Annotated in this window: 10 protein-coding genes; 1 reads left to right on the top strand and 9 read right to left on the bottom strand. The window is 43.1% G+C overall.

Annotation, left to right across the window (positions count from 1 at the left end; all coding sequences use genetic code 11):
* Positions 1 to 19 precede the first annotated feature (19 nt).
* Positions 20 to 838 (top strand): sugar phosphate isomerase/epimerase, encoded by an 819-nt coding sequence (locus AC1DV1_RS00675; RefSeq protein ID WP_477353809.1) that lies wholly within the window; start codon positions 20 to 22, stop codon positions 836 to 838.
* Between the two features lie 12 nt (positions 839 to 850).
* On the opposite strand, the gene AC1DV1_RS00670 is transcribed toward AC1DV1_RS00675, so the two are convergent.
* From AC1DV1_RS00670 to AC1DV1_RS00630, 9 genes are all read right to left on the bottom strand, one after another.
* Positions 851 to 1,744, bottom strand: coding sequence for an AraC family transcriptional regulator (locus AC1DV1_RS00670; protein ID WP_477353807.1), 894 nt, complete (start codon positions 1,742 to 1,744; stop codon positions 851 to 853).
* Between the two features lie 25 nt (positions 1,745 to 1,769).
* Positions 1,770 to 5,021 (bottom strand): glycosyl hydrolase, encoded by a 3,252-nt coding sequence (locus AC1DV1_RS00665; RefSeq protein ID WP_477353805.1) that lies wholly within the window; start codon positions 5,019 to 5,021, stop codon positions 1,770 to 1,772.
* Between the two features lie 234 nt (positions 5,022 to 5,255).
* Complete coding sequence (locus AC1DV1_RS00660; protein ID WP_477353803.1) at positions 5,256 to 6,368, bottom strand: DUF4998 domain-containing protein; 1,113 nt, start codon at positions 6,366 to 6,368, stop codon at positions 5,256 to 5,258.
* A 33-nt stretch (positions 6,369 to 6,401) separates the two neighbouring features.
* Complete coding sequence (locus tag AC1DV1_RS00655) at positions 6,402 to 7,586, bottom strand: DUF5000 domain-containing lipoprotein (RefSeq protein WP_477353801.1); 1,185 nt, start codon at positions 7,584 to 7,586, stop codon at positions 6,402 to 6,404.
* Positions 7,587 to 7,628: 42 nt separating this feature from the next.
* Positions 7,629 to 9,515 (bottom strand): RagB/SusD family nutrient uptake outer membrane protein, encoded by a 1,887-nt coding sequence (locus AC1DV1_RS00650; RefSeq protein WP_477353799.1) that lies wholly within the window; start codon positions 9,513 to 9,515, stop codon positions 7,629 to 7,631.
* A 56-nt stretch (positions 9,516 to 9,571) separates the two neighbouring features.
* The gene (locus AC1DV1_RS00645; protein ID WP_477353797.1) at positions 9,572 to 12,931 is read right to left on the bottom strand and encodes a TonB-dependent receptor; all 3,360 of its coding nucleotides are present in this window, start codon (positions 12,929 to 12,931) and stop codon (positions 9,572 to 9,574) included.
* Between the two features lie 688 nt (positions 12,932 to 13,619).
* Positions 13,620 to 14,861, bottom strand: a complete 1,242-nt coding sequence (locus AC1DV1_RS00640) for a FecR family protein (RefSeq protein WP_477353795.1) — start codon at positions 14,859 to 14,861, stop codon at positions 13,620 to 13,622.
* An 87-nt stretch (positions 14,862 to 14,948) separates the two neighbouring features.
* Positions 14,949 to 15,551: an RNA polymerase sigma factor gene (locus AC1DV1_RS00635; RefSeq protein ID WP_477353793.1), complete on the bottom strand. Its 603-nt coding sequence runs from the start codon at positions 15,549 to 15,551 to the stop codon at positions 14,949 to 14,951.
* A gap of 245 nt (positions 15,552 to 15,796) precedes the next feature.
* Complete coding sequence (locus AC1DV1_RS00630) at positions 15,797 to 18,451, bottom strand: family 78 glycoside hydrolase catalytic domain (RefSeq protein WP_477353791.1); 2,655 nt, start codon at positions 18,449 to 18,451, stop codon at positions 15,797 to 15,799.
* Positions 18,452 to 18,905: the final 454 nt, after the last annotated feature.

Raw genomic sequence — 18,905 nt, 5'->3', positions numbered from 1 at the left:
TTGCCTTTTTTGTTAAAATATGGAAATCAAAATACTGAGCCCGCAATGGGGACATGAGCATTTGCCCCTGGGCGGGTTTCTTGATAAAATAAAACTTGCCGGGTACGACGGTATAGACACCTGGATACCAACCGACCGTACCGAAAAAAAGCTTTTGTTTGATTATTTACAAAAGCACGAAATGTATATGGTGAGCCATCAGCATCGGGCCGAGGGGAGCACGTTAAAAAAATTCAAAGCCTCATTTATTAAAAATCTTTATGAATGTGCCGGGCCCTGCCCCTTGCTCATAAACTCACATACGGGCCGGGACTATTTTACTTTTGAACAAAACCTTGAACTGGTTGATGCCGCCCAGGAACTTACCGTTAAAACAGGCATCAAAGTAGTTCACGAAACACACAGGGGCAGGTTAGGATACTCGCCCCAAATGACCAGCGGGTTCTTTGCGGCCCGCCCGGGTTTTAGTATCACGGCCGATTTCTCGCACTGGGTGTGTGTTACCGAAAGTATGCTTGAAAATTTTAAGCCCATTGTTGACGAAGCTATTAAACGAAGTTATCATATTCATGCCCGTGTTGGTTTTGAACAAGGTCCGCAGGTGGCCGATCCGCGGGCAAGGGAGTGGGGTTACGCACTTAACCACTTCCTTACCTGGTGGGACCAGATAGTTTTAAACAACACCCAAATCGGTCGGGATATATTACCCATAACCACTGAGTTTGGCCCCGAACCGTACATGCCCAAAGCCCCGTTTAGTGTTGAGCCAATGGCCAATCAGTTTGAAATTAACTGTTACATGAAAGATTTGCTAAGAGAACGGTACAGCCGGATATAAAATATCGGGGTATTACATCTGTTGATGGTTTGCAAGCTGGCTCCTGAATTGCTTTGGCGCCAAACCATTCTTTTTTTTAAACATACGCGAAAAATAAAAAATCGATTCGAACCCGGTTTGATAAGCAATTTCATTTACCGTTAAATTTGTAAACGTAAGCAGATTTTTTGCCTTATCAAGCCTCAACTCCAGGTGATACTGATTGGGAGAAAGGCCGGTAACCTGCTTAAATGTTTTCCTGAAATTAGAATACCCCATTGGCAGCTCTTTGGCAATATCCTCTAAACTCACCGGGTTTTCAACCGATTCCTGCAACAAAAATTTAGCCTTTGAAACCAGCCGTTCATTTTTGCTTCCGGTTTGATCATGAAATTTTGAAAGTGCGCTTAAAAGGCCTAACATTTGAAGTGTTATGCCAGTTACAATTTGCCTGTATCCTATTTCTGCACGTTCAACAGTTTTTATCAATGTATGAAAAAGCTGGAGTAGCTCTTCATTCAAACCAACATCAATAAAAGGGGCCTCGGGTTTAAATACGCCCTTTCGCATTAACTCGTCGGGATATTCGCCGTTAAAGCCTACCCAATATTCTTCCCATCCCGATAGCGGATGTGGCTTATACCTGTGCCATATCCCCGGGAATAGTAAAAAGCACATCCCAGCTTTAACCTCAAAAGCCTTTGTTTTTGCCGATTCCAGTATACCTTCGCCCTTTGTAATAAAAACAATGTAATAACCGCTAAGTATGCGCCCCTTATCCCAGGTAAAGGAGTGATCTATCGGATGTTCGCGATTGTTGGGATAGTTTTTATTAGGCCCCACTTTTGCAGAGCCTACTGTATTCAAATAAAAGCCCCAGTTCTTTTCGGCCGGTCCGACATTCAGATATTTTTGGTAATTCTGCATTGCTTACAGGTAAATATACGCCTAATTAATAGGTATACATATTAACTGTTACCGGTCCCAGCAATCCTGATGGTTCCAAACCCTTTCCCGCATCGGGGCCAAACAGGGCTGCTGTTTTCCTTTTATCGGCCGGTAATTTGGCATCGCCCAACAAGCGGTTTACCCAGGTATTCACAATTTTAATTTGCAGCTGATTTTTGCCCGGCCGCAATGCTTTTGTAATATCCAGGCGGTATGGCGGTGTCCATGCGCCACCCATTTCAATACCGTTTACTGTTATTTTGGCTATATCCCGGGCAAGGCCAAGGTCAATTACGTAGTTTGTACCGCTTTCAATCTTATCTATATTTATGGTGTTGCGATAGTATGCAGCCCCCGAATAGTATTTGACACTATCATTTGCATTAAGCGACCAATCGGTTAACGTATCGAATGTTACCGGTTTTGCCGGCCCGCCCATGGCGTTATCAAATGTTACGGCCCATGGTGTTGTTATAGCTATGCTTTGCTTAGGCTCCGGGTAATTTGACTTTGTTGTATCGCTGCCTGCCCCATCTTTCCTGAAGATAATAAAGGCACTTTCATTGGCCGCAAGCTTTAAAGGGATGGTGGTATGGGTTGCTGTTGAATAGAATGATGGCAAATTGCGTACGGTGCCGGTCACGGCATCCCAAAGTTCGGGCTTTTTGCCGGTTACCCTAAACTGCGCGGCAATGTTAATCGTTTCGTTTTTTTGGTTCGATATAAAATAAACCGATCCATTGTTTAGTTTCCTGTGGATAAACAGTACCGGGTCGTTCTTTTCTGTTTTAAAATCCGGGGCAACCCCTATCAGGTTCAAGGCCTCCTGCATATTCATGCCGCTAATTACAAGGCCTTTGCCATAATGATTTACCTTATTTGTTGTACCATTAATATTGCCCCACAACTCAGCGGCCATTAACTTTACCTGTTTATCTGCTTGTGGATAGCCCTGCAAACTTGGCGACCTTTCTGGTTTCGGCCCTAATATCACTGCTCCGTTGCGCACCAACTCCCTTATCTTAGCCAATAACTCCGGGCGAATGGTGCTAAGCTTAGGCATAACCAAAATACTGTAGCTTATGCCATTCGGTAGGCAAAGCTTTCCATTTTTTACCGAAAGACTCCCCTTTATCACATCACCATTAATATAATCAAATGAATATCCCCTGGGTAGTTCAGGATCTGTAACTCCCATTATCCTTGGGGCGTCCTCGCCTATAAAGTAGGCGGCATCAGCCGCATATTGGCCTTGCTGCAACATAAAGTTGCACCGCTTTAAATATTTCACAAACACATCCATATCAAAAAACCATGTATTCCCCCGGTTAAATTCGGTACCAAACCAGGCACTGATGCCCGGTTTCGGGTCATCCTCGGGCTGGTGTATAAAAACATGCAACAAGGTATTGTTTATGCCATCAGTAAAAAAGCGGTCGCCGCGTGCCTTCAAATTTCCGGGGTACATGCGCCAGGGAGCCCCCGCCGAAGTAAATGATTCGGCAGATACTTTAACTTTACCATAAATGTGCGCCACCGAAGAGGCCGCCCGGTTTTCAAACATACCCAAACGCCCGTCAAGCCAAAATTCGCCCGCTACTTCGTCCGACTGGCCTCCGTATTGTAAAAATTCAGCCGGAAATCCAAAATAACCGTATGGTTCAAGCCAGGTGGTAAGTCCATGCTCATGACTTTTCCTGGTAAGGCCGCCCACGTATTTAAAAGCGGCATCATCTGCAATCAGGCGCCTAAGGTCCCACAAAAAACGGTCGGACAGGGTAGCGCTGCCAACCACTTTACCCTGTAAAACCGGCATAAATGGCGTAGCATCATAATTGTACTTCTGTTTAAATTCCTGTAACAGCAAATCGGTCCAGTTTTGGCTACCCGTTTCGTAACTATCGGCCACTACTACGGTAAGGGTTTTACGATCTTCTGGCGGAATGCGCTTTAATACCTGCCCCACATAATTGTCAAAATGTTCATTAATGTGCTGGCTGCTCATTTTGTCTGTTTCAAAACCTGTGGCCTCGGGCGTTGCAGGCACGTTGTGCATGTTGGTGGGTACCATTCCGGTGCGCTCAATTATCCAGTTGCCGGCAGGCACCTGCCAGTTAAGCGTACCGTCGGCAGCCATGTATTTTGAAACATCTATCACCTGCGCCTGGTTTATAATATATTTTGACTGCTCATTGGCTTGCGGATTCCAGAGATAGGCATTCCAGATAAGGTCTTCGGTTTGCCAGGCTTTGGCCAGCGTTTTTTCCATATAACTATCAACCACCGCCGTTGGCGACATTTTCAATTCTGTTATGCCCGAATTACCAGAGATGTTGGTGAACAATAATCTAAAACCGGTAGCCGTAGTTGCCGGTATAGAAATTGCCGATTTGGCCCAGGGCAAAAAGCCAAAGTTTAACGCCGGGCTTCGCCTGTCGATAATAAAATGCTTAACAGTAATATATTCATCCTTCGTTTTTACCTGTATATCTCCTTCCAGGTAAACCGGCTGATGCGTTGTTGAGATGGTTATGCTGCGTACGGTGTACGGCTTTTGCGTATTGATATCTACCGACAGTTGCTGGCCCTGTTTAAAATGAACCCCGGTAGCCAGGTTATTATCCATCAGGTTGTTTAATGAGTCGATTCCTTGCGCTGATGATAGCCGGGGTTTTACTTCGCTGATATCGGCACCATAATCAGCCGGAACCGGATACGCCAAAACCCTTACATCCTGAAAATTTGATTGTGGCTCACGCAGCTGCTTATTATAAAGCAAGGGGCCCTTTACCAATACCTCCGACGATGTTAAATAGCGCATACTTTGCCCCGGTTTAACCCACGGCCCGCCCGCCTGGCTCCATCCCGGTCCGTTAAACAGTCCAATTTTAATATTTAAGCGTGTTGCCGTTTTAAGCGCTGTATGTAAAATATCCCACCACTCATCCGAAAGAAATTTAACCTTCCCATAAGGCACGTCGTTTAAACCAATATCTCCTAAAAATGCCCTGTTAATGCCCACCTTTTTCATGGCTTCCAGGTCTTTTACCACTCCTGTTTTTGAAACATTACCCGATAACCAATACCAGTAAACACTGGTCTGAATAGAATCCGGAATCATTTTAAAATCTTTTTCAATTGCATCAAACTTTGCTGACCTGGGCGGAGTAATGCTATGAGCATTTTGACCTTTGGTTACCTGGGTAATGAAAAAAAGGAAGAGGAGTGACAAGCTATTTTTTATAGATATCGTCATAAGTTTTTTTATAAATATAACAGGGGAGTTTCAGTTTATTTATGTTGATGTATTGGACTGATTTAAACTTCACGCTATGCATTGGAACGTATTTAACGCTAAAAAAGGAAGTGCAGGATTTCTCCTGCTACTTCCCTGCATGCGGTTATTCCCAATAAATAACCATATCATGCCTTGTTAACCAATAACAATTTTTTAAAAATTTGAAATTATAGTGTTTTTTTAAGTGGCTAACTATAACCCATAGGTACTTATTTCGCCCATTACCATATAGCTTTGCGGGCCGCTTATGCCAACAAATTTAAAATATCTTGCCCTTGGATTATTAGGGGTCAAATACCGTTGCTCGCCATTAATTAAACGGTTAAAATTAAACGTGCCCTGGTTTACCCAGTTTTTATTATCAGTGCTGGTAAAAAACTGAAATTTATCAGGTCCACGGTCGTCACCTCCGGTTTCAAAAGTGGTGCGCCAAACACCAAATTGGGTAATTGTTCTTTCTATACCCATATCTATTGTTGCATAATGCGGATAGCTTGAACAGCCGGCGCAGGTATGCCAGCGTGTTGCGTCGGTACCGTCAATAAAATTGGTTACCGCATTGTCTCCTGCTGAGTGCTGCGTTGAATAGTCAATAATCTTCCAGTCCTTCTTGTCAAATGCAAATAACCCTCCATCTGAATAAGCGGTATAAAAATTGTCGATACTCAAAGAATCAGGTTTAAATATCGTCCTGAACTTATAATTTGTATTGGGTTTAATATCGGTTATTTCGGAAGTTTTCTGGTCCACCGAAAACACCTGCGATTTCACATTACCGGCAACGTCTGTGTACTTAACTTCTGATGCAAAAGCCCCGTTTGATACATCGGCGCCACCCCAATTAATGGTAAGCTTGCCCTTGGCACTTAAAACGGTTGAGTTTACAGGCCTGGTTAACAGTTGCGCCTGGTATTTAACACCATAAGAGCCGCCTACTACTTCTACAGGTATGGACGAATTTCCTTTCCCGTCATAGGTACGGATAACAAACGTATAGCTTTTTTCGTCAAGGTTGGTAATCATCGCGCTTACGGTATCCCCGGCAGGCGGGATATCAACAGACAAAGAATCCTTAAAATTATTCCAGAAAATTTTGGCTTTTATTACCGATGGGTCCGATCCCCTTAGCCATGCTATCTTGATCCTGTTAAGGCCCGAATAAGCTTTTGGCGCAGTAGCTTTCCCGGTATAGGTTAATCCACCCGGAACTACAAATTGTTTGTAGGTTGCATCCATTTTGGTACAAGCTGCAAAAACACAAATAGTAATGAATACTATTAGTCCGATATGCAATATCTTTTTCATTATATGATTTTTACGATTAATTAAGTAAAATACCTATTGTACTATCTGGCCAAAAAACGTCATCTCCATGATTACCACCTGGCCCGGACTACTGTATGTTTCCAGCGATTTTAAACGCAGGTAACGTACTGCAGAGGGCTGCACATCAAAATTAAAATCGGCACCCAGGTTGGTAGCATAATTGATATCCTCGTTGGTTTTTTGGCCCAGCGGCAAGCCCGATGGTTTAAATGTTGTAAAATTGCCCAGCAAGGTCCACTGTGTCCATCCGCCATCCGGATCGGGCGAATTTGATCCCCATAGTTCAAAGTTTTTTAAACCCGATCCTGTGTAGCAATGGTCATTAGGTTCCATCCACATTTTAAACCTGCTCATCAAAACCTTTTTACCCAAATCAATGGTGATCCATTGCGGCAACGATGAGGCATTTGATGAAGCATAAATTCGCCTGTCGGCCAGCCCGTTCCAAATATTTTCGATGTTAAAACCCGGATCTGCAAGCTCAGTTTGGTCGGTTGGCAATACCAATTTACTAAAGGTGTTTTTCGGAATTTCAATCTCGAATTTAGGGGTCAGTGTTTTAACCAACGTGTCTGATTTATTATTCCAGCGATCGCGTATAAACACCGCAAATTTCTGGGGTTTTGATTCAAAGCCACGGGCGGCAAAATTACCGGCGGTGGCGGCGGTATAAAACGTGCGCACGGTTACCCAATTGTTATTGCCTGTGGTATCTCTTAATACCACAATAGCCAAATCTGCCTTATCGGGGTTTTTAAACGAGACGCTTACGCCGCCAAATGTTTCCGAAAAATTCGAGGTCTTAAACACCGATTTAACGGGCGGTGTTTTGGGCGTTACATCAACTGAAATAGGGTCCGACGCCTTTTCATTGTTACCCACACTATAAACCTTTACCGCATGTTTCAATGTATCACCAAAACCCACCAAACGTAATGTATCTGTATATCTTGATGATTTTGCCTCCCTGAAAACACCCGGCTGTATTTCATATACGGCCTTTACGTAAGCCAGGTTAGGGTCGGCCGGAAGCGTATAGGTTAGTATGCCTCCCCCGGGAGTTGCATCAACCTTTACCGCGCTTATTTGCGCAGGAGCTGGTGCATTTGAATCTACAAAGTCTAATCTTCCTTCTTTTGAACAACTGTACCCTAAAAGGGCTACGAGCAACCCTCCTATAAAATATATCTTTTTCATTTTTCCTGTTTTATTTATGTGATCAACCTGTAAATGATATTTTTACCAACCTAAGTTTTGAACTAAATTCCTGTTAGCGGTCATGTTACCTTCTGCAATAGGCCAGAAGTAGTCTTTTGCCCCAAACGTTTGGTTAAAAAGCACAGTGATGCGGTAATAGGATATGGGGGTTGTTTGCGATAGATCCCAGCCTTTAATTGAGTTATTTAACTCTTTGGATGATTCTTTCCACCGGCGCAGGTCCCACAGGCGTTGCGATTCGAAAGACAGCTCGATAAGGCGCTCCTGGTGAATAATAGCACGCATACCATCCTGGTTCTGGAACTTTACCGGATTGGTAGAGTAGTTGGTCCATGATGATGCAACGGTACCTAAACCGGCGCGTTTCCTAACCAGGTCGATGTATTTATTTACCTCAGGCGACGGCCCTCCTGATTCATTCAACGCTTCAGAATAAAGCAAATACAAATCAGATAAACGCATTATAGGATAAGGATAGTCAATAACCGAGTAATCGTTAGATGAGTTGATTGTATTTTGAAAATTTATCAGTTTTTTAAGGTTGTATCCCGTTACCGTATTATAACCGTATTTGCCTTTACCATCCCGTTGTTTAAACTTGCCCTCCAGATAAAACAGGTCCATGTATTTTTTATCATCAAAGCGGCCCTGGCCATAATATACTCCGCCATCAAAGCCAAGGTCTGCGTAAAACCGTGGTTCCCTGTTAAAATGCAGTCCGGCGGTGGTATAGCCTTTCCGTATGTACAACTTATCGGCATCCCCTGCGGTTCTTAAACCATAACGTCCGTTATAATCCCATGTTTTATCCTCATCAAGGGGTACACCATTAGCGGTATAAAACAGTTCGGCAATTTTTAAAGGAGGCGAAAGTTCTCCCCTTGTAATAACGCCGTCAAGGTATAATGGATCCCACCAGCTTGATATCAACCGTTGTAAATCAGCCGTATTTGATTGGGTATTAGCCCAGATGATCTCGCTGTTCCATTTCTCGGTAACGGCGTTTCTGATGCTTAACTGCGTTTTAATGGTATCTGTAAGGGTAAATTGTTGAAAGGCCGGGTTATAAACATACAGTTTTATACCGGCAGATTCGCACACATCTATAGCCCTTTTGCAGGCAGTAGCTGCCGAATCCCATTTTACTTTTGAATAGGTGGTATTAAATAGCGGTGTTCCGTCCAGGTTTTTTAAACTGCTCTGATCGGTGTTACCATTAAATAACGGGCTGGCCGCGGTAACCAATACCTTTGCTTTTAACGATAGTGCGATGGGCTGTGTAATGCGCCCTGCTTCGGTAGTTGGGCTGATGATTGTTAAGGGCAGCCCCGGTGCTGCTTCGTCAAGCAGCTTTGCGATGTAACTAAAACAAGAATCTGCAGGATCGCGAACTACTTTTACCTGGTTCACATCTGCCGAAATAGGCAGGTTAGTTTTGATGAGCGGAATAGGCCCGTACATCCGCACCAGGATAAAGTGATAGTAGGCTTTAAGAAATTTCACTTCCGAAATCCATCGTCTTCTTTCTGTTTCCTGCATATCGGGTACTTTCCCAATATTTTCAAGGAAAATGTTGCAATCCCTGATGGCCTGGTACATTGGCTGAAACCTATCGCCCAGCGGACCAACCTTACTCTGAAAGCCTTTGGCCATATCTAAATAGGCGCCCCTTTCGGGAATTTCCCATAGCTCATCGCCACCAACCATCGCCGGGTCATCGCCTAACTGGCCATTTTTTGGCATAAAGGAGTAACAGGTAAATAAAAACTTCATAGCCTGGGTACGCATGGTAAAGGCGTTATCTATGGTGGCCACGTTATCCGGAACTACATCTAAAAACTTTTTGCAGGAAGTTAATGCAGCTAAAAAGAGCAATGCATAAGTTCCTGTTACAATATATTTTCTCATAATATGTGTGTTTATGAATTTAACTGGTATAAATTAATTGCGCCCTAATGCGGTATTTACCTTATTGATACATTTAAACCAATATTAAACACGCGCTGAATAGGATAGCCAAGGCCATCGCCACCCATTTCTACATCCCATAATTTAAACTTGCTGAAATTAAGCAGGTTAGTTGCGTTCACATAGATCCTGAAGTTGGAGAGGTGCAAACTCTTCTGTAAACTTTGAGGGATCTTATACCCAAGTTCAACCTGTTTCAGGCGCAAAAATGAACCGTCGCGCATGAACCAGGTACTGGTTTGGTTGTTGTTATTGTTAATATCCGGGCTTAACCTTGGCCAAAGGGCATAAACATTACGTGAATCTTCAGACCAGTGACTATCGGCATAGGCTTTTAATAATTGTGTCTGGTTATTAAACGGTGATGTACTGTTGGCATCAATCCAAAATGATTCATTTGCCAACCCCTGGAAGAAAGCCGAAAAATCAAAGTTTTTATACCCCATAGAAAATCCAAACCCATAAACAATTTCCGGTAATCGTGGATTGCCGATAGGAACACGATCTGCATCTGTAATTTGACCATCGCGGTTTACATCGGTATACTTTATATCGCCGCCGCCGTAAGGGCCAAAGTTTTGTTTCGGAGAATTCAGCGCTTCTGCATCGTCAACAAAAAGCCGCTCTGCAATGTATCCGTATTCCTGAAAAATAGGATTCCCTATACGGCTGCGATATTTTTCGTCATAAACCGGCTCTTCGTAAACGGTATACTTGCTCCTGGCGTAAGTGAAGTTTCCGGTTGCCGAAAACCAAAAATCCTTCCCTATATTGTCCTGGTAATCTATCGAAATATCAGTTCCTTTTCCTGCAGCCTCGCCCACGTTTGACCGTACATCGGCAGTTAAACCCATGGTAACCGGAATTGACGCACGCGACATCAGGATGTTTTTACGCTTTTCGGAGTATATCTCGGCGTTTATCTTCAGCTTATTAAAAAGCCCTATTTCAAGCGCCAGGTTTGTTTTTGTCGATTTTTCCCAGGTGATGTCGTCATTGGCGTAGCGGGATATGTTTACACCGTTTAAATAAGTGCCTGCTCCCTGGCCGTTTCCAAAAGTAGCACCCCGGTAATTGGCATTCATATCCACATTAGAGAGGTAAAAGAAACGATCTGACGGCGAACCGATAGCATCGTTTCCGATAAACCCGTAAGTGGCCCTCAACCTAAGGTTATTAACAACGGGCTTAATATTTTCGAAGAATTTTTCATTGAATATACTCCAGGCAACACCGGCAGATGGAAAATAGCCAAACCTGTGTTTTTGAGAAAATCTTTCAGATCCGTTATAACCAAAGTTATACTCCAGGTAATAGCGGCTATCGTAATTGTAAGTTGCCCTTCCTGATACCCCTACGTTTCTGAAGGGAAGAGATTGCTGAAGATCAGGAGCGTTTGCGCTGATGTTATTTTGTATCATATATACCAGCAAACCACTAAAGCCGTGCTTTTTAAACTGATGGTTATAACTTAACATGGATTGCGCGTAGAAGGTAGAATTCAAATCTTTCCCTCCCTGGTTGTAGTCAAGGTATTCTGTTGCGGTGGGTTCGTTAATATTTGTTATTGAATAGGTATTAGCAACAGGATCATACCCGGTAAGCGAATAAAAATAAGGATTGTATGACCGCCTGACATCAAAATATGATGTACGGTTAATGTTCATCATGGCACTTAAAGAAAGCCCGTCGATTAATCCAGACAGATCCTGCTTGGCTTCTAACTGTGCCAGCATCAGTGATCGTGAATAGTTCATATACCCCTTGGTCAAATCTGCGTAGGGATTTGTATAGCCGCCCTGGTCATAATTGCCGTACATGATGTGTTTAACAAACGCATGATCAGCGTCTACCGGGTAATATTGAGGGAATAGTACAGGATTGGAGCGCATAACCTTTCTGTACATTTCCGCTCCCCCATCTAAAGGGCCGGTATAATCGTCGAAATTGCCGCTTAAACGGACAATCATTTCCGTTGTTTTAGTAAGGTTTATGGTAATGTTTGATCTAAGCGAGTAACTTGTTAAATCAATATTATTGTTAAAATTGTTTCGGTGATCAACCTTCAACATGCCGTTGTCCCTGTTTACAGATCCCGAAACAAAGTATTTTGCAACATCGCCGCCACCGCTTACATTCAGGTTAGCGCGCTGGTTCATGGTATAATCTTTAAAAACCTGCTTCTTCCAGTTGTTGGCGGGATAGATAATAGGATTTAACCCGGCCGCAGTGTTTGCTATCTTCTCGTCGCTGTAAAGGGTTATGCCCAATGGGTTACGTGTTAATATCGCTTCATTGGATTGTTTCATGTAAGTAACCGGATCGGCCATTTCGATATCCCGTACCGAAGTTGAAATGGAGTTTTCTAACCGGAATGCTATTTGTGCTTTACCTACTTTACCTTGCTTGGTGGTTACCAAAATTACACCGTTGGCCCCCCGTGCACCGTATACAGCGGTAGATGTGGCATCTTTCAGGATAGAGAAACTGGCAATATCGTCTGGTTGTAAGCGGGCCAGATCAGTGGTGCTTAATTCCATACCGTCAATCAATATCAACGGGTTGTTTTTATAGCCAAATGTTGTAACACCACGGATAAAGAAATCAGCATTGTCCTTGCCGGGTTCGCCTCCACGTTGAAAGGCAATAAGCCCTGCGGCGCGGCCTGCCAACGCTGTTGTAAGGTTGCTTGATGGAATTTTAAGCTCGGACAGTTTAATGGAAGTAACCGAGCCAACCAAATCGGTTTTCTTTTGTGTACCAAAGGCCACTACAACCACCTCGCTTATTGAATTCTTATTTGATTTTAGCAGTACGTTGATGACGGTTTTTCCATCTACAGGCACTTCCTGCGTAATATAGCTAACAAAAGAAAATACCAGTACCGCATTATCATTGGGTATATCCAGAACAAACTTTCCGTTCTCATCGGTTTTTGTTCCTAAACCGGTGCCCTTTATCTTGATGGTTACACCAGGCAAGGTACCAAGCGAATCCCTCACTGTTCCGGTTACCGTAACTTTTTGATTTTCGTCCTTTACTTCGTCAAACACTATCGTCGGGGGCTTCATTTTAACAATAATGGTTTTTCGCTCGATGAGATAGGTAACGGGTTGTCCGTCGAAACATTTTTGCAGCACATAATCAACAGAAGCGTTTTTAAGATCGAGGCTGATCAATTTGGTTTCTTTAAGCGCATTGGGATTGTAAAGCAGGTTAAAGCCGGTTTGTGCTTTTATCTGCTTTAAAACATTTTCAAGCGATGCCTCCTTTACTGCCAGGTTTACTTTTTGCCCGTAACTGGCAGCACTAACCTGTAGCAGAGTGGCAATTATTAAAATAATGGTAAGCTTCATTATCTTGATGAATTGGAGCATTACGCGGGAATTTATGCCGCAACAAAATGCCGTATAAGTTTTATACATTTGGAATTAGGTTTATGAAATGAAAGTTGTTTCTATAACGGGAATGATTTCAATAGGCCAACGTTGACCAGGGTTGTCGCAAGCATCCCTGGTTTTGTTTTTACCTTGAGGCTTAGTAAGGTTAATTCATAGTACTTCTCCTTTCGTTTTTTAGGCTGGTTATTGTTTTCTTTTATTGAAAACCCATTTATAGCTTCATGACAACCGTGATTGTTTTAACAAAACAGCACGCCACACAGCTCATTTAGGTATTGGTTATTGTAAAGACGGAGGTGGCGGATAAAAGGGGGGGGATCAATTTATTATTAATAAAGTAGCACACTAAATATTAACCAGAACCTTATAAATAGAGTATAAGCATAGTAATATAAGATCATCGAAGTGATTCATTCGGACCAGGTAGATTGGGATTAAAGAAAATATTTCCTAAAAAAAAGGTGGTCAGCAACTATAGCTGCCATAGTTAATATTTAAGGCTGTAGTTTCATGTCAATGATAAATTGACGGATAGTCTTTAGCCCAAAGTCTTAAGTTCTAAGTTCTAAGTCAAAAAAGAAAAAATTAACCATTAGACTTAGTACTGTTGACTTAACAGTAGACCAATGATTGGTGAAAAATGTTAAAACACGGTAATCTTTCGCTCCTTTATGGCAAACGAAACACTGCCGGTTAACTGCAGCATCTTCAGTACCTCGGTTACGTTGCTATATTTTGATATCACGCCTGAAAAAACCTTACCGCGCATGTCTCCACGGTAATCCACATCAATGTTATACCACCTGGCAATTTTTCGCATTACCACATAAATATCTTCGTTGTCAAATTGAAAAAAGCCGTTCTTCCACGCAGTTGCCGAAGCGGTATCAGCCGCACTAACCTTTATGTTACCACGATCCAGGTTTGCCTGTTGCCCCGGCCTGAGCATTGCTGATGAGGGGGATGTTTGCTGGCCGTCATCGCTAAGCGTATTCACTTTTACCGATCCTTCAAGCAAGGTTGTTTTCACACTGCTCTCTTCCCTGTAATCATTTACGTTGAACCTGGTACCTAACACCTCTATTTGTTGGCGGCCGCTCGAAACAACAAAGGGCATCTTTTCAAACTTATTTGCCTTTTTTAGGGGAATAAAAACTTTCGTCACCTCAAAATATGCTTCGCCGGTTAACTCAACCAAACGTTTATCTGCCGCAAACTGCGCCGGGAATTTTATGGACGATGCAGCATTTAACCACACCTTTGATCCATCGGGAAGTACAACTTCGTATTGGCCGCCATCGGGTGTTGTAATCGTGTTATATAAAGGCGCTGCCGATGCGGCACTGCCTCCTTCGCCGGAAGCATTGGCCTGGTAAACCACCAGCCCTTCCTTTGTTTTTGTAATAGTGAAATTCGATTGGGCAGCTATGGCACCGTTAGCCGCATCCTGTAAGTTAATTTTTTGACCGTTGCTTAAAGTTAAAACGGCCTTATTGCCGCCAAACGTAATTTTTTGCTGATGTTTATTCGACACCAAATTTGCCGGTTTATTTTTTTTGAAAACATAGGCGCCAATAGCCAAAAACAACAGCATGGTAGCAGCAGCATACCATTTGTATAAATGGCGGACATTTTTTTTGTTGATTTTTTTTGTTGGCAAACCCGAATTTAAAATCGCCTCCAATTTAAGGTTCAGCGATTCTTCAGACACGTCGTTTGGGTTTACACCCTGCTCAGTTTGCTGCAATTGCTCTTCTGCCAACTGGCGGAACATGCCGTCGTAAGATCTGTCTGACAGCAACTTTAACAGCAAATCTGCTTCTTCTTCAGTGCATTCATTTTTTACCAGTTTTTCAAACAGAAGTGATAATTCCCTGTAGTTCATCTATCAGCAGTTATACTATTTTACTAAAGACGTAATTAAAATAAATATGGGGGGCTCAATCAATCGAATTAAAAAACTGCGCACCAATTAATTGGACAAAACTATGTAAAAACAACACATCAAAAAGGTAACAATTTCCATGTTTTTGACCATGTAAGATTTTACAACGTTTTTTGCTTTAGATAGATATTCCTTTACGGTATGGGGAGATATGCCAAGTTTTGTGGCAGTTTCTTTATAGCTAAATCCATCAAGCTTACAAAGCTGATAAACCTGCCGCTGTTGTGGCGAAAGTTCTGCCAAAGCCTGTAGCAGCAGATTTTCGCTTTCTTTAAAAAATATTTTTTCTTCTATGTGCGAATAATGCTCGGTAATAGTCGATTTAAAGTGGGCCGTCATTTTCCGGTCGCTTTCCAGCTTTCTATAAAAATCACACACCAAATGCGAGCCTGCCCTATATATATAACCCGAAAAATCGCGCTCATAAGTAATAGTTTCGCGCTGATGCCAGATCCGTGAAAATAAAACCTGGATCATCTCTTCTACAACCTCCTTGTCCTTCACCATCTTAAACATGTTGACGTACATCTTAGGGCTGTATTTATGATACAACTGGGTAAATGCCAAAACACTCCCACTTTTGAGTAGTGCAGTAAGCTCTTTATCCGTTTGGCCAAGAGAAGAACTCATAGTGTTTTTTTCATTTAAAGTTGCAAAGCAAGGTTTGGTTACACCCGTTATCCGTTTAAAATTTGGAATGGTTTTTATTGGTTACACAATAATGCATAACATAAATATTAAAACCATCCCTATCTGTCATTGTCGTCTGTAACTCATTTATAGGGTTAGGTGATACGCTACTTGTCGCGAAATATCTATTAATTTCAAACTTAAATGCCACCAAATCTTCTTTTGACAGGATAGCTAAAATCCGGTTATCGTTGAAAATGATAATCGCCGCCCTTAACCGAAACTTTTTGATAGGTTTTACCCAACGCATCGGGCACAAAAATATCCGCAGTTGTGTTTTGTGGGATGGTAACCGTCATATCAAGCTTGCCGCCTTCTATTTTCCACTTACTGCTGATGTGGCCGTACGGGCAATCGTAACTACCCTCGGCCCAGGTTAGGCCTCCGCCTATAGCCGGCTTAATAATTATTTTTTTATAACCAGCCTCTCCAGCCTGTATGCCGGCTATGTTTTGATACATCCAATCGCCAATGGCGCCATAAGCGTAATGGTTGTAGGAGTTCATAGACGATTCCTCGAAGCTGCCATCGGTCCTGATGCCATCCCATCTTTCCCAAATGGTTGTGGCGCCTGCCTTTATGGGGTATAACCAGGATGGATAGGTATCCTGTAACAATAACCTGTAAGCCACATCGGCATGGCCAAACTTGCTGAGGGCATCGCAAAGGTACGGGGTACCTAAAAAGCCCGTTGTAAGGTGGTAATCATACTGCTTTATATTTTTAACCAGCCGTTCGGCAGCTTGTTGCCTTAGGGCTACAGGCAGCATGTCAAACTCAAGCGCCAACACATAGGCTGTTTGTGTATCAGATGATATCAACCCATTCGGCGTAACGTATTCCTTTACAAAGGCATTTTTTATCCTTTTTAATAATTGTGTATAATACTGCTCGTCGGCCTTTTTGTTCAGGATTTTGGCGCTGTTAAGTAATATCTGTGTTGAGTGGGCATAGAAACATTGGGCTATTAAATATTTATTGGTGATGGCAGATGTACCGTCCCTGTCGTTGTTCACGCTGTAAAACAGCCAATCGCCAAAATGATTGCCGGTAACCCAAAGGTCGTTTTTGGTTTGCTTTTCAATGAACTTAACCCAGGCTTTCATACTCGCGTACTGATTTTCCAGAACCTGTTTATCGCCATAAGCCGAGTACACTGTCCACGGTACAATGGTTGATACATCGCCCCAGCCGGTACTACCGCCAACTTCATTGTTGCCGTTAGTAAAAACATCGGGGATGATATAGGGGATACTTCCGCTGGGGTACTGGTCGGCAGCCACATCTTTAAGCCACTTGGTAAAAAAGTTGTGCACATTCATGTTGTACGATGCCGTGCGCGAAAAAACCTGCGCATCACCCGTCCAGCCCAGCCGTTCATCGCGTTGCGGGCAATCAGTAGGCACATCTAAAAAATTGCCCCTTTGCCCCCATTGTATATTGTGTTGTAATTGGTTAAGCGATGGGTTTGAGCATGCAAAACTCCCCGTAACCTTCATATCTGAATATAAGGCTATGCCGGTAAAATCGGCCGGGTTTAATTCGCCTTTAATGCCTGTTACTTTAATATACCTGAAACCCTGCCAGGTAAACTGCGGCTCGAAAGTTTGTTTGCTGTTATCTTTTAAAATGTAAATATTCCGGGCTTTGGCGGCACGCAGGTTTTCGGTGTAAAAATTACCGGCCTTATCTAATACCTCGGCGTGCGATATCATAATGGAATCGCCGGCATGGCCCTGAACGGTAACTTTTACCCAACCTACCAGGTTTTGACCAAAGTCGATCACTTTTTCGCCCCGGGGAGTAGTGATAATTTTAACAGGTTTGAATGTTTCATGCTGCCTTACCGGTTCATTGATGGTGGCAACCAGGTTATTTTTATCCAGGGTCTGTACTTTTACGCCCTGCCAGTCGCGGTCGTTAAAACCGGCCTCCGACCAACCCTGCCGGACAAGCCGGGTATCCAGGATACATCCATCATAAATTTCGGCAAAGCGGAGGGCGCCGGTAGATGACTTCCAGCTTTCGTCGGATACAATTAGTTTTTCGGTGCCATCGGTGTAAACTATTTTAATTTGCAGCAAAAGCGCAAGGTTTTTCCCGTAAAAATCCGGCCGTGGATTGTACGGCCCCAGCGGGCTGCGGTACCAGCCACTGCCAAGCGCCACTCCAATAGCGTTATCACCCGATTTTAAAAGATCTTTAACATCATAAGCCTGGTATTGCAGCCTTTTGTTATAGCTTGTCCACCCGGGTGTCAGGTAGGCATCCCCCACCTTTTTGCCGTTTATCTGAGCCTCGTAAAAGCCATGGGATGTGATGTAGGCTGTTGCCTTGCTAATCTGTTTGTTTAACAAAAACCCGGCCCTTAATAACGGAACAGGGCCATTCACCACATCTGGTGTTGATTGGCCTATCCATTTTGCCTGCCAGTCGGTTGGTGATAATAGCCCCATCGTCCACAGGGCAGGTTCGCTCCAGGCGGATTGTTTGCCGCTGATGTCCCAGGTCCTTACCTTCCATGAATAACTATGTCCCGATTGCAACGTTTTGCCTCCGTATGGCACGTACAACGTTTGGCTTGATAACACCTTACCGGTTGACCATAAACTAACGGGCTTGCCACCTTCCGCATCAATAGCATCTACCTGAACCTCGTAAGCGGCCTGGCTGTTGGCCTTGCTGCCATTTGCAGCCAGCTGCCAGCTAAACCGTGGGCTACGGGCATCAATGCTGATAGGATTTTTCTGATCTTCGGTTAACAGATTGGTGGCGGTTACCTGTGCTGTACCAATTTTGCATACTAATAAAAAACAGGTCGTGGCAAGGATTATTCTCATATATAGGTTAATGTTTTTACTATCAAAGGTTATATAAAGTTGACCATCAAAGACCGGGATAGCCCGGTTAGCGGCCATGCTGGTATAGTTTGTTTTCCAACTTCATCTTTATCCTTCAGAAACAAATGGGTTATAACAGGCTTTGTTGGTTAAACACACCACAAAGGGCATAACCGGTTGTTAAAAGCCAAAACAATTACAATCACTCGAAACAATACGTATTCAACAATATTTTATCATTGGTTGCCAACCCGGCAATTCGATAGATTATAAATGGTTAATCAAAATTAATTTAAGCAGATATGATAACCGTCCCCTTCTGTCTGCAAGACATGGAGCCATTATAAAGCAATTCGCTGTTCAATTATGATGCTTTTTCGAGACGGTACGACAGGGAGTATATTTCAGAGCAATTCAAAAATTGGGTATCCCACCAATAAAAGGGGCAAATTTT

The organism is Mucilaginibacter sp. P4_D1 (assembly GCF_056401935.1).
This window is presented reverse-complemented; position numbering and strand designations above follow the sequence as displayed.